We start from the raw sequence: 12,805 nt of genomic DNA on the forward strand, positions 1-12,805 counted from the left end.
CCAGCGATTATCATAATGGGTATTCCGTTAGCGCATCATTTTGGGGCTGATATACCGGCCGCCAGTATGGTGGCCGGTAACAATCGGGAACAAATTCTATCACTGCCTAAATGTGTTGTATGTGATTTGTATTATGAATAAAACAAATAGTACATAGCACCAATTTTCAGGCCAAGAATAATAATATAAATCGCACAGTACTTAAGAGTACCGGACATGATGGCACTGCTTTGCCCATCCATTCGGGTTGCCGAAACGGCGATGGCAATACTCTGAGGAGAGATCATTTTGCCGCCGGTTGCTCCGGAGGTGTTAGCGGCTGCCAGCAGAATAGGGTCAATACCTAACTGCGTTGCGGCGCTGGTCTGTAGTTTGCCAAACAGCACGTTGGAGTTGGTATCACTGCCGGTAACAAAGGTACCCAATGCACCAATCATCGGGGCAATAAAGATATAGCCGATGCCGGTAACGTTAACCAGCGTATTGGCAATATCATTAATCATACCGCTGGTGTCCATAACCGTTGCCATCGCAACAATAGCGGTGATGGCAATGATGGAATTTTTCAGCTGTACCACAGTACTCCAGAGGACAGATAGCATGGTTGACATTCTGGCTCCCTGAATCATTCCGCCAATGAAAGTAGCGATAATAATCAGTACACCAGGAGTGCTTAACCATTCAACTTTCAGTTTCAGAATCTGGCTGTCACTAAGCGCATAAGGAATAACGCTGGAAAGTTGCCCTACGCTATTTTTAATAGACGGGAATAGCGGGGAGCACAGCAGAATAAACAGAAACGTTAGTAAATAGATAGCACTGGCACGCAGCAGAGCAGCGCGGGAATAGTGCTGCTTTTCAGCTTCTGGCTGTTCGGTTTGCTCTTTTTGCGATGCTTTATGACGTTTTGCCAGGAAAATCGTCACCAGCATACTGACCAGGCTACCCGCAAAAGCCGGTAGTTCAGCGCCAAGATAAGTGGCGACGAAATATTGAGGGATAAGGGTACTTACGCCACACATCAGCGTAATAAAAAACACACCCTTGATGGCCTTAATACCATTACCGGTAATAGCAACAATGACAAAAGGGAGTAAGATATTGAACAGCGACAATTGTATAATAATCATGCTGCTAAGCTCTCGTACCGGTAATCCTGTCTGTTCTGCCAGGATAGAAACCGGGATACCAACAGCACCAAAAGCAGTCGGTACGGTATTCACTATCAATGATGCAATTGCTGCTTTTAACGGATTGAAGCCTAAAGCAATAAGGATACCGATAGGAATGGCGACGGCTGTTCCATAACCTGCAGCGGCCTCTAAAAAGCCACCAAAGCACCAGGAAATTAGCAAGATCTGAATACGTTTGTCGTCACTGATATTCGCCAGAACGTTTTTTATCACATCCATACTGCCGGTTTTCAGCATCAGGTTATAGCTGTAAATAGCGCCAAGAATAACAATGATAATTGGCCACAGCCCTTTGGATGCACCATAAAGTGTCGACATGGAAAGGCTCTGTATTGGCGTTTTCCAGAAGAAGCCGGCAAGAACTAAAGTAATAATTAAAGAAATAATAACCGCATAATGTATAGGGGTTTTTATCTTCAAAATCATTACAATTAACGCGACCAGAGGAATAACTCCTAATATAAAGGAGAGAGATTCAGACATGGCTATACCTTATATTGTGTCTATCGTTTTGATTTAGCCGCGGATTCTAGTAGTTATGGTTTTAGTATTCAGTGAGCTGAATCGTGTTAATAAGAAAAATAACACAAATTGATTATTGTATGATGATTTTCAATATACTGATTTAATTGATTATAACTTTAATATTTGGAATGTTCTTATGCTTAAAGTTGAAAAAATACACCATATAGCAGTCATTTGCGCAGATTATGAGCGTAGCAAACAGTTTTATTGTCATACATTAGGTTTTGAGCTGTTATCTGAACACTATCGTACAGAGCGTCAATCGTGGAAAGCCGACCTGGCCATTAATGGTGACTATCAAATAGAACTATTTTCGTTTCCACACCCGCCAGCCAGACCAACTCAACCGGAAGCCTGTGGTTTGAGACATTTGGCTTTTAGCGTGCGGGATTTGGATCTTGCCGTAACTCAACTGGCCACGGCAGGAGTGAAGTACGAGGCAATTCGTATCGATCCTTATACCGGAAAACGCTTTACCTTTTTCAACGATCCGGATGGATTGCCATTAGAACTTTATGAAGAGAGCGAGTAAGTTGCTCGTTATACGATGGTATTTTGATTAACATACGGTATCTCTTTTTACAGGTAGCCCTAAATGTCTGATGAAGCTCTGTGCGATAAGGTTATACAACAGGTTGATGCAACGCTGAAACATGATGAGCAGATTCTGGTTGCATTTAGCGGCGGCATTGACTCGACGGTATTACTGCATGCGCTGAAGACAATAAAAGAGAAACTAAGACCAGAATTAATGTTACGGGCAGTATATGTTCATCATGGCCTGAGCAGATATGCGCAGGAATGGGCAGAACATTGCCGATTGCAGTGTGAGCAATGGAATATCCCATTACATGTTGCTTATGTTAGCGTAGATCCTTCTCTGGCGGGTATTGAAGCAGCGGCCAGAGAAGCGCGTTATCAGGCTCTGAATGATTTGTTATCGAATAATGAAGTTCTGGTGACTGCGCAACACCGGGACGATCAGTGTGAAACCTTTTTGCTGGCACTAAAACGGGGCAGCGGCCCTGCGGGATTATCTGCCATGCCGGAGAGAATGGTATTTGGTGATTGTCAGCAGGTGAGGCCATTGCTTAATGTTTCCCGCCAGCAAATTGAGGATTACGCCAGAATTCAAAAGCTCCGCTGGGTTGACGACGACAGTAATCAGGATACCCGCTTTGATCGTAACTTTCTGCGATTGAAGGTTTTGCCAACGCTGGAACAACGCTGGCCTCAGTTTTCCCGTATGGTATCCCGCAGTGCCAGCTTATGTGCAGAGCAAGAACAATTACTGGATGAGCTTCTCGCACCTGCTCTTTCCCACTTAGTGGATTCCGGTGGCGCTATTGATATTGATGGTTTGTCATCTGTTTCTGATATCCAGCGTCGGGCACTGTTACGCCGTTGGCTAAGCCAACATAGGATGATGATGCCGTCACAGGAACAACTGGAAAAGTTGTGGTGGGAAGTCGCTCTTAGCCAACAAGATGCAGAGCCGATGTTGAAATTGGGTGAATGCCAAATTCGTCGCTATCGACAGCGCTTATACCTGTTGCCAGCGATGCAGCCAGTTGATGACATCCAACTGGAGTGGGATGGGCAATCAAAACTATTACTTCCTGATTCATTGGGTGTTCTGATGCCGGATGAGGCGGGTGAAACCGTTCGTCGTCCAAAAGCGGATGAGCGGGTTACCGTGCGTTTTTCAGCACCAGGAAACCTGAACATCCAGATAACAGGCCGAACCCATTCTCGCAGTCTGAAAAAACTCTGGCAGGAGCTTGGCGTACCCGTCTGGCTACGGCAAAGAACACCACTGCTGTTTTATGGCGATAACCTGATTGCAGCATTAGGCGTGTTTATTACGGTTGAGGGGCAGCGGCAGGGAGACGATGTTGGCTGGAATATCCTGTATCGGAAAAAATCATATTAACGCTCCGATACTAAATTCATCTACACTATTTCATTGATAAGCAATGTGGTTTACAGAGGTCAAAATAATGAAAAAAGCGTTATTGTTACTATCCTGCGCATTACTGTTTAGTTTCTCTGTGCAGGCGGCCGGTGATGCTGCTGCGGGTAAAGCTAAATCGACAAGATGTGCCAGCTGCCACGGTGTTGATGGTAAAATTTCAATTCCAACCTATCCTAACCTCGCCGGGCAGAATGAGGTCTATCTGGATAATTCAATGCATGCCTATAAAAAAGGGGAGAGAACCGGAGGTATGGCGGTGGTAATGGTTGGGTATGTACGTAGTCTTTCCGATCAGGATATTGCCGACTTGGCCGCTTATTACGCCAGTTTAGGTGAGAAGTAATCAGAGTTCAGGTAGAAATTAAACGGGCAGTAAGAGTACTGCCCGTTTTAAATGAATCAGTCCGCCAGACTGATTTCTATTTTACCAATTGTTGGATGGCTAAAATAAACAATGCAATCGAGCCTTAGCTCTCTTTGTTCACCACCGACTTCAACAATCAGATACTCAACCTTTTTGCGCAATAATAAATCACAGGCTTTCGCCTCCAATTTCTCACCATCTTCTAGCTTAATCTCGAGGACTAAATGGTGCTGACAGGCGAGCTCTAAATTATCATAGTCATCACAGTTTATGGGTTGGTACTCTTTTTTAGTCATCACCATAATCACTCACCAATAAATTAGCGGCAGCATAGGCCGCTTGTTCCCTAACGGCAGACGATAGCGTTTCATCAGCTGCTATATCGTCTAATGTTTTTAATACGCATCCTAACGCATCGGAAACGTATCCAAGATCGCCGCTGGCTATTTGCGCATATTTACGACGAACAAGTTCGCTGTATTTCTGCATAATCCCTCCTCCTTTGCAGCTAATCTTTGTGTTACAGGCGTTATCTGGCAACGCTAAATCAATTTCAGAGCTTGCTCATCATTAATTTCAGTGCTGACTATAGCATAGTTGTGATTCTTTATATCAGCTACTTGCAGGTGGTTTAGTGAATAAATTTGTCAAGATTTACTGACAAAAGAGATGATGCTGCTATTTGGTTAACATGGTGATGTTGTGGGGAAAACCGAAAAAGTTAACGGCTATTTAAAATAGTATATGCCTCTTTTCGATTGGATTAACGATGTGTTCCCTCAGTGAATTGGTTACACTAGCCGCCATTCAATTTATTTATACTGGCATTTCTTCATGGCATTAAAAGCAACAATCTACAAAGCGACCGTTAATATTGCAGACATGGATCGTCAGGTTTATTCCGATACGGTGTTAACGCTGGCACAGCATCCGTCGGAAACCGAGCAAAGAATGATGTTACGGCTGCTGGCCTGGATATGTCATGCGAACGAACGCTTATCTTTTACTAAAGGTCTGTGTGCCGATGATGAGCCAGAAATCTGGCTGCATAACGATCATAATGGCATTGTTCTGTGGGTTGAGCTGGGTCTGCCGGAAGAGAAACGATTGAGAAAAGCGTGCCATCAGTCAGAACAGGTTGTTCTTTATGCTTACAGTGAACGGGCGGCAAAAGTATGGTGGCAGCAAAACCAAAGCAAGCTGGATTCCCACAGCAATTTATTGGTGCGATTTCTGGATGATGCACAATTAAAGCAGCTGACTTCAATGTGTACTCGCAATATGCAATTACAGGCCACGATTCAGGATGGCGCTATCTGGCTGTCAGACAATCAAAATAATGTTGAACTGACTTTTGATACCTGGAAAACACTGGGTGAATAATAAATGGGTTTGGTGATTTCGGCAGGTGTAACCATTCCTGATGATGAGATTGTGTTAACGGCAATTCGTGCGCAGGGGGCAGGGGGGCAGCATGTGAATAAAACATCCACTGCAATTCATCTGAAGTTTGATATTCATGCTTCCAGCCTGCCTGAGTTTTATAAACAACGTTTACTGGCCTTGAATAGTCATCTAGTAACCAGTGACGGTGTGGTGATTATTAAGGCGCAAGAGTATCGCAGTCAGGAACAAAATCGTGAAGCGGCATTAGCCCGGTTAACCACATTGATTCAGGAAGCAACCCGATTTCAAAAAGTGCGTCGGGCAACGGCGCCGAGCAAAAATGCCAAACGTAAACGGCTGGAGAGTAAAGTTCGGCGGGGTGAAACCAAAAACCTGCGTGGAAAAGTGGATTACTGAAGATAAAAAATCCCGCCGTAGCGGGATTTTCATAACCAATCGTCAATTAAGCCGACTGTATTTGTGACAGCAGGAACGATACGATTTCATCGCTTTTAATCATTTGCTTATCACCTGCACGACGATGCTTATATTCAACTTCGTTATTGTCCAGATTACGATCGCCGATAACCACGGTATGTGGAACACCAATCAGTTCCATATCGGCAAACATCACGCCAGGGCGCTCTTTACGGTCATCCAGTAGTACATCAACGCCTTTAGCGCGCAGTGTTTCATATAACTGCTCTGCGACTTCCTGAACGCGGAAAGATTTATGCATGTTCATTGGTACGATAACCACAGAGAACGGTGCAATCGCATCTGGCCAGATGATACCGCGCTCGTCATGATTCTGCTCAATAGAGGCAGCTACCACACGGGTTACACCGATGCCATAACAACCCATTGTCATCGTCAGGTTACGACCATCTTCACCCTGAACCGTGGCTTTCATTGCTTCAGAATATTTAGTGCCAAGTTGGAAGATATGACCAACTTCGATACCGCGTTTGATCAGTAAAGTACCTTTGCCGTCCGGACTTGGGTCACCAATCACGACGTTACGAATATCGGCAACCGTAGAAGGTAATGGCAGATCCCGCTCCCAGTTAATGCCAAAGTAGTGTTTATGGTCGATATTAGCACCGGCGCCAAAATCACTCATAACAGCAACAGAACGGTCAACAATCATTGGCACTGGCATCTTGATTGGGCCTAGAGAACCTGGGCCTGCACCAATAGCCGCACGAATCTCTTCTTCTGAAGCAAAAGTCAGCGGGCTGGCAACCAGCGGTTGGTTCTGAGCTTTCACTTCGTTCAGTTCATGATCGCCACGAACTAAAAGTGCGATTAGCTTATGACCGCTCTCTTCCGCGGCATGAACCAGCAGCGTTTTGACTGTTTTTTCAATCGGTAAATTAAACTGTTCAACCAGCTCATTAATGGTTTTAGCATCTGGCGTATCGACCAGACGCAGTTCTTCTGCTGGTGCTGCGCGTCCTGTTGATGGTGCAAGGGCTTCAGCCAGTTCCATGTTGGCAGCGTAGTCTGAATCAGTGGAGAAAACCACATCATCCTCACCGCTACCAGCCAGTACCTGAAACTCATGAGAAGAACTACCGCCAATAGAGCCGGTATCAGCCAGCACCGGGCGGAAATCCAGTCCCATACGAGTAAAGCTTTTGCTATAGGCGTCGTACATTTTGTCATAGGTCAGCTGCAAGGATTCTTGCGTGGTATGGAACGAGTACGCATCTTTCATGATAAATTCACGCGAACGCATCACACCAAAGCGTGGGCGAACTTCATCACGGAATTTAGTTTGAATCTGGAAGAAATTCAGCGGTAATTGCTTATAAGAGCTGATCTCATTACGCACCAGATCGGTGATCACTTCTTCGTGGGTTGGCCCCAATACAAATGGACGCTCACCTCTGTCGACAAAGCGTAACAGTTCCGGACCATATTGCTCCCAGCGCCCACTCTCTTGCCATAAGTCGGCGGGTTGAACTACCGGCATGGAGATCTCAATAGCACCGGCGTTGTTCATCTCTTCGCGAATGATGGTTTCAACTTTTCTCAGAACGCGCAGGCCGGTAGGCAACCAGGTATAAAGACCAGAAGCCAGTTTACGGATCATCCCGGCGCGGAGCATTAGCTGGTGGCTAATGACTTCAGCGTCAGCAGGTGTCTCTTTCAGAGTAGAGAGCAAATATTGACTAGTACGCATGTTGTAGTGCTTCCATTTAATCTTCAGATAATGGCAGTTTTTCAGCGCTGTTTATCAGTGAAGCGGAATCTGATAAAGCAAACGCAGAATAAGCCTGATAAATAAAAAAGTGACTTAGTGTATCAGTGACTATCCTCTCTCAAAAGAGAGGAACGGGAATTTCTAGCGTTTATCGATAGCAATAACGGTCGCTTGTCCATTTTCCACACGCCAGCGCACGTTAAACTCCATTAAGTGTACGGCAAACTCCCTGACCTGCTGTTCATTTTTGCGATAGGCAGGACGGGGATCCTGAGCTAATACCTGGGTAATAAAACGACGTAAATGAAGCAAAGTACGACTCTCATTTTGCAGAGCCTGCTCCGCCTCAGCAGAAAAATGAACGGGCATATTGGCATCAGGAGCCAATTGGGCAAATCCGGCCTGAGCATCAGGAATACTTTCGGCAAAAGGCAAATAGGGTTTGATATCAACGACGGGGGTTCCGTCAACCAAATCCAGGCTGCCAAGTTGCAGGATAATATCGGCACCTTCCTGACGTATACCTTTTAGTTCAATCAGTGACATGCCAATAGGGTTAGGACGAAACGTAGAACGGGTAGCAAAAACGCCCATTCTGGAATTGCCGCCTAAACGGGGAGGTCGCACCGTTGGTCGCCATCCGCCGTCCTGAGTTTGATGAAATACAAACAACAACCAGATATGGCTAAACTGCTCTAACCCACGTACTGCTTCTGCCTGATTGTAAGGGGGCAGCAACAGTAATTCACCCCCCCCATCCTGCACTAAACCAGGCTGGCGGGGAACGGCAAATTTTTCTTTATAAGGCGAACGAATAACGCCTATCGGTTCGATATGTAGTCCAGTCATTTAAAAATTGATATGCAGCGCAGTGCCTTCACAAACCGCAACCTGATAGCAACCCGGAACCGAAGACATCATTTCGCAACGATGTAATAACACCGCATTGGCTTCTTTATAGGCTGCTCTTTTTTGCATACTCAGCATGGCTGACGTAATGCTTGGCGGACTATCCTGAGCGGTAAACTGACAGGAATCACCAGAAACTAATCCCATCTCTTTAAAAGAGGCGCCGGAAAGTTCAGCTTCAGTTTTATAAAGTTTTACTAGTTCTAATTCTGGCGCCGAAGGTCCGGACTGGGCACAGCCACCCAGAAAAAGTGCAAACAGGCAGAGCGTGAGAATTCGCATTAGGTATCCTTGATAAGGGTAGAGGCCTGAAATAAGAGGGCCAATCGCTAAAATTAACTGAAAGTATAAATAAAAACTGGGTTAAGGATAAGATGAAAACTGACGAATAAAAAGGGCAGATAAGAATATCTGCCCTTAAATATATTATTGAGAAATGAGGATAACTAATTAAAGGATTACCAACCTTTAATTGCGCCGCCTTTAAACTCTTTATCTGCAGCGTTGAATACTTCGTCAGACTGGAATGCCTGAACAAATTTCTTCACATTTTCAGAGTCTTTATTATCTTCACGGGAAACGATGATGTTCACGTAAGGAGAATCTTTATCTTCAACGAAAATACCGTCTTTGGTTGGGGTTAAACCAATTTGGCTGGAGTAAGCGGTATTGATAATCGCCAGAGTTATCTGATTGTCATCCAGAGAACGTGGCAACTGTGGCGCTTCCAGTTCGATGATTTTCAGATGTTTTGGATTCTCAACCACATCCAGTACGGTAGGCATCAGGCCAACACCATCTTTCAGCTTAATCAGACCCTGTTTTTGTAATAACAGCAAAGAACGACCAAGGTTGGTTGGATCGTTAGGTACTGCGATTTGTGCGCCATCCTGAATTTCATCGATAGATTTGATCTTCTTGGAGTAAGCTGCAATCGGATAAACAAACGTGGTGCCCACTACCGCTAACTTATAGCCGCGCTCTTTCATTTGCTGATCTAAATATGGTTTATGCTGGAAAGCGTTCAGGTCAATATCACCTTTGCTTAACGCTTCGTTGGGCAGCACATAGTCATTAAATGACACCAGTTCTACTTCCAGACCATATTTGTCTTTTGCCACTTGTTTAGCGACTTCAGCAACTTTTAATTCAGCACCAACAATAACACCAACTTTGATGTGATTAGGGTTCTTCTCTTCCTGCCCGCATCCCGCCAGCGCGAGAGATCCAATAAGAGCACCAACTGCGGCAAAGGTTTTAAACTTAAATAGCATATTATTTCTCTCTATTATCAATACGCTGCAAGCAGCACAATTTACTTTTTGTCATTACCGTTATTTATGACTAGCGGCTTTGACAAGACGGTCACCACAGAACTGGATGATATAAACCAATATAACTAACAGAATAAGAACAGTATTCATCACTGTTGCGTCATACCTGACATATCCATATTGATAGCCTAGTTGACCTAAACCACCTGCGCCAACGGCTCCGCCCATGGCTGAATATCCCAGTAGGGTAATAAGCGTAATGGTGGCGCTGTTAATTAACCCGGGTAATGCTTCAGGGAGCAAAACTTTACGAATAATTTGTAATGGTGTTGCACCCATTGCCCGGGCAGCTTCAACCAAGCCACTTGGTATTTCCAGCAGGGTATTTTCTACCATACGGGCAATAAACGGAGCAGCCCCGATACTCAGTGGAACCAGTGCGGCTTTTAAACCGATAAAGGTGCCAGCAACAATGGTGGTAAATGGAATAATCCATACGATCAGAATAATAAACGGAATGGAACGAAACACGTTGATTACTGCTGATAGTCCACGATGAAGCGTAGGATTCTCAAGAATTTGCCCCGGTCTGGTGATATAGAGTAGCACACCGGCCGGAAGGCCAATGACAAAGCCAAAAAAACCAGATGTAAAAGTCATGACGATGGTTTCCCAGGTGGCTTTACCCATCATCCACATCATTGCCTCAGACATAACCTAATACCTCAACTTTTACATGGTGATCTTGAAGGAACTGGATTGCAGCTGCCGTCTCTTCCGGCGTACCGTGAATCTCAGTCAGCATGACACCAAATTTAACGCCACCGGCATAATCCATCTGGGCACTGATAATATTGTTATTAATGTTATAGCTACGGGCAACTTCAGAGAGCAAAGGCGCATCCACTGATTGTCCGGTAAACTCCAGACGTAATAATGGATGGGTATTCTCCTTCTGTTCCGGGCTCAGGCGTTCAGAGTAATCATCCGGAATATCCAGATGCAGTGTTGACTGAATAAACTGTTGTGCCAGAGGTGTTTTCGGATGAGAGAACATCGCGCTAACGCTGTCCTGTTCAATCAATTTGCCATCGCTGATAACCGCAACCTGATCGCAAATGCGTTTTACCACATCCATTTCATGGGTAATTAACAGAATTGTTAATCCCAGACGGCGGTTGATATCTTTTAACAGTTCAAGAATTGAACGCGTGGTGGCCGGATCCAGCGCACTGGTCGCTTCGTCACACAGCAGTATTTTAGGGTTACTGGCGAGAGCTCTGGCAATCGCTACACGTTGCTTCTGTCCACCGGACAGGTTGGCAGGGTAAGTATCATGTTTATCGCTTAGCCCAACCAGATCTAACAGCTCCGCTACGCGCTTATTTCTTTCCGCTGACGGCATATTGTCCAGCTCTAATGGCAGAGCGACGTTACCGGACACGGTACGGGAAGAAAGTAAATTAAAGTGCTGAAATATCATGCCAATCTGACGACGTGCTTTGGTTAAACCGGCAGAGTCCAGGGCAGTTAAATCCTGATTATCAACTAATACCCGACCTGAAGTTGGTCGCTCAAGTAAATTCACACAGCGAATCAGCGTACTTTTACCGGCACCTGAAGCACCAATAACGCCATAGATTTGTCCGGCAGGAACATGGAGACTCACGTCAGAAAGCGCCGTGATAGTCAGGTTCTTTTGCTGGAATATTTTGGTAATATTCTGAAGTTTAATCATATTTTTCTTATGTTGAGACCATTCCGGTAGCTATTCTCCATGAAAGAATAATGACCGTTAATAAAACAGAACTCAGCAAAAGCTGAGTGATTGAATGGATGCTAAGGCGTCTAGACGTCTAAGTCAACCAATTTTGGATCTATCGAAAGGTTCTTTCTGTGAGTACAATCATGAGATACTAATGACATATCAATAGCCATCAGGAGTAATTACGTGGCGAATTCTATACCAGCAGTTTTTCTTGACCGGGATGGAACAATTAATATTGACCATGGGTACGTTCATGAAATAGATCAGTTTCAGTTTATTGATGGGGTAATTGAAGCCTGCGCCGAGCTGAAAAAAATGGGTTTTGCTTTAGTTTTGGTGACCAATCAGTCCGGCATAGCCAGAGGAAAATTCACAGAAGATCAGTTTATGACTCTGACGGAATGGATGGATTGGTCGCTGGCGGATCGCGATGTGGATCTGGATGGTATCTATTATTGTCCACATCATCCGGAAGGAACGGTTAGCGAGTTTGCCCAAACTTGCGATTGCCGCAAGCCACAGCCCGGTATGTTGTTATCAGCACAGAAAGAGTTAAATATCGATATGGCTGCTTCTTATATGGTAGGGGATAAACCCGAAGATATGCAGGCGGCAATAAATGCTGGTGTTGGGCATAAAGTTTTAGTCAGAACCGGCAAACCGATTACACCAGAGGGTGAAGCTTTGGCAGATATGGTGTTAGATAGCCTTAAGGCATTACCAAATGCTATTAAGGCGGGCCAATTTAGTCGATAATTAGTACAAATTTAAATGTAATAGTAAAAAAGTTTATTTAACGCTTGCTATTCACATTAATGACTCTATAATGCGCCTCCACTGACACGGCAACAGCCGCTTCAGTTCAGACGTTATCGTGCATAAATCTGTGATTTAACACTTGACTCTGACGCGGGATGGCGTAGTATACGCAGCCCGTGTTGCGGGAAGTTTTTCGCCGCAACATCGCTCTTTAACAATTTATCAGACAATCTGTGTGGGCACTCACAAGACGGTATCTCACGTCATTACACTTCGGTGTAACGACACAAAAAAATACCAAGTCTTAAAGAGTGACCAGGCAGTAATTCATTGAGAATTATTGAAAGTAATCTTTGAGCATCAAGCTTTTAATTGAAGAGTTTGATCATGGCTCAGATTGAACGCTGGCGGCAGGCCTAACACATGCAAGTCGGGCGGTAGCA

The 12,805-nt window shown here is 44.8% G+C and carries 15 protein-coding genes and 1 rRNA gene; 7 read left to right on the top strand and 9 right to left on the bottom strand.

The window, feature by feature from the left end; translation table 11 throughout:
- Nucleotides 1-131 precede the first annotated feature (131 nt).
- Entirely contained in the window at nt 132-1,676 is a 1,545-nt protein-coding gene (locus I2494_RS13190; protein WP_218467046.1) for an L-lactate permease, read from the bottom strand.
- A gap of 178 nt (nt 1,677-1,854) precedes the next feature.
- On the opposite strand from I2494_RS13190, the gene I2494_RS13195 reads away from it, so the two are divergent.
- From I2494_RS13195 to I2494_RS13205, 3 genes are all read left to right on the top strand, one after another.
- Nucleotides 1,855-2,250, top strand: coding sequence for a VOC family protein (locus I2494_RS13195; protein ID WP_218467045.1), 396 nt, complete (start codon nt 1,855-1,857; stop codon nt 2,248-2,250).
- Nucleotides 2,251-2,313: 63 nt separating this feature from the next.
- Nucleotides 2,314-3,651: a tRNA lysidine(34) synthetase TilS gene (gene tilS, locus I2494_RS13200; RefSeq protein WP_218467044.1), complete on the top strand. Its 1,338-nt coding sequence runs from the start codon at nt 2,314-2,316 to the stop codon at nt 3,649-3,651.
- Nucleotides 3,652-3,718: 67 nt separating this feature from the next.
- Nucleotides 3,719-4,036 carry a c-type cytochrome gene (locus tag I2494_RS13205; protein WP_218467043.1) on the top strand — a complete coding sequence of 106 codons (318 nt, stop codon included), beginning with the start codon at nt 3,719-3,721 and terminating at the stop codon, nt 4,034-4,036.
- 56 nt (nt 4,037-4,092) lie between these two features.
- Here the strand turns inward: I2494_RS13205 and rof are convergent, their stop codons facing one another.
- A complete protein-coding gene (gene rof / locus I2494_RS13210; protein WP_130593594.1) occupies nt 4,093-4,353 on the bottom strand; it encodes a Rho-binding antiterminator in 261 nt (86 codons plus the stop codon).
- Nucleotides 4,346-4,546 carry a YaeP family protein gene (locus tag I2494_RS13215; protein WP_218467042.1) on the bottom strand — a complete coding sequence of 67 codons (201 nt, stop codon included), beginning with the start codon at nt 4,544-4,546 and terminating at the stop codon, nt 4,346-4,348. Before I2494_RS13215 ends, rof begins: the two co-directional genes overlap by 8 nt.
- Before the next feature lie 345 nt (nt 4,547-4,891).
- Between I2494_RS13215 and I2494_RS13220 the strand changes: the two genes are divergently transcribed.
- Both I2494_RS13220 and arfB read left to right on the top strand, forming a co-directional pair.
- The gene (locus tag I2494_RS13220) at nt 4,892-5,440 is read left to right on the top strand and encodes a YaeQ family protein (protein WP_218467041.1); all 549 of its coding nucleotides are present in this window, start codon (nt 4,892-4,894) and stop codon (nt 5,438-5,440) included.
- A 3-nt stretch (nt 5,441-5,443) separates the two neighbouring features.
- Complete coding sequence (gene arfB / locus I2494_RS13225) at nt 5,444-5,860, top strand: alternative ribosome rescue aminoacyl-tRNA hydrolase ArfB (protein ID WP_130590658.1); 417 nt, start codon at nt 5,444-5,446, stop codon at nt 5,858-5,860.
- Nucleotides 5,861-5,906: 46 nt separating this feature from the next.
- Here arfB and proS read toward each other — a convergent pair whose 3' ends face one another.
- The 6 genes from proS to metN all read right to left on the bottom strand — a co-directional run bounded on the left by proS (nt 5,907) and on the right by metN (nt 11,573).
- Nucleotides 5,907-7,631 (bottom strand): proline--tRNA ligase, encoded by a 1,725-nt coding sequence (gene proS / locus I2494_RS13230; RefSeq protein ID WP_218467040.1) that lies wholly within the window; start codon nt 7,629-7,631, stop codon nt 5,907-5,909.
- Between the two features lie 162 nt (nt 7,632-7,793).
- Nucleotides 7,794-8,501: a tRNA (N6-threonylcarbamoyladenosine(37)-N6)-methyltransferase TrmO gene (tsaA, locus tag I2494_RS13235; protein WP_218467039.1), complete on the bottom strand. Its 708-nt coding sequence runs from the start codon at nt 8,499-8,501 to the stop codon at nt 7,794-7,796.
- Nucleotides 8,502-8,843 (bottom strand): Rcs stress response system protein RcsF, encoded by a 342-nt coding sequence (gene rcsF, locus I2494_RS13240; protein WP_218467038.1) that lies wholly within the window; start codon nt 8,841-8,843, stop codon nt 8,502-8,504. It lies immediately after the preceding gene.
- A gap of 176 nt (nt 8,844-9,019) precedes the next feature.
- Nucleotides 9,020-9,835, bottom strand: a complete 816-nt coding sequence (locus tag I2494_RS13245) for a MetQ/NlpA family lipoprotein (protein ID WP_218467037.1) — start codon at nt 9,833-9,835, stop codon at nt 9,020-9,022.
- Nucleotides 9,836-9,895: 60 nt separating this feature from the next.
- Nucleotides 9,896-10,549 (bottom strand): methionine ABC transporter permease MetI, encoded by a 654-nt coding sequence (locus I2494_RS13250; protein ID WP_140920780.1) that lies wholly within the window; start codon nt 10,547-10,549, stop codon nt 9,896-9,898.
- Nucleotides 10,542-11,573 carry a methionine ABC transporter ATP-binding protein MetN gene (gene metN / locus I2494_RS13255; protein WP_218467036.1) on the bottom strand — a complete coding sequence of 344 codons (1,032 nt, stop codon included), beginning with the start codon at nt 11,571-11,573 and terminating at the stop codon, nt 10,542-10,544. Before metN ends, I2494_RS13250 begins: the two co-directional genes overlap by 8 nt.
- A gap of 213 nt (nt 11,574-11,786) precedes the next feature.
- On the opposite strand from metN, the gene gmhB reads away from it, so the two are divergent.
- Together gmhB and I2494_RS13265 are read left to right on the top strand one after the other, a co-directional pair.
- Nucleotides 11,787-12,359 carry a D-glycero-beta-D-manno-heptose 1,7-bisphosphate 7-phosphatase gene (gmhB, locus tag I2494_RS13260; RefSeq protein WP_218467035.1) on the top strand — a complete coding sequence of 191 codons (573 nt, stop codon included), beginning with the start codon at nt 11,787-11,789 and terminating at the stop codon, nt 12,357-12,359.
- Between the two features lie 372 nt (nt 12,360-12,731).
- Nucleotides 12,732-12,805, top strand: a 16S ribosomal RNA gene (locus I2494_RS13265); the annotation flags it as partial.

Origin of the sequence: Limnobaculum allomyrinae, assembly GCF_016649425.1 — a bacterium.
GTDB lineage: Bacteria > Pseudomonadota > Gammaproteobacteria > Enterobacterales > Enterobacteriaceae > Limnobaculum > Limnobaculum allomyrinae.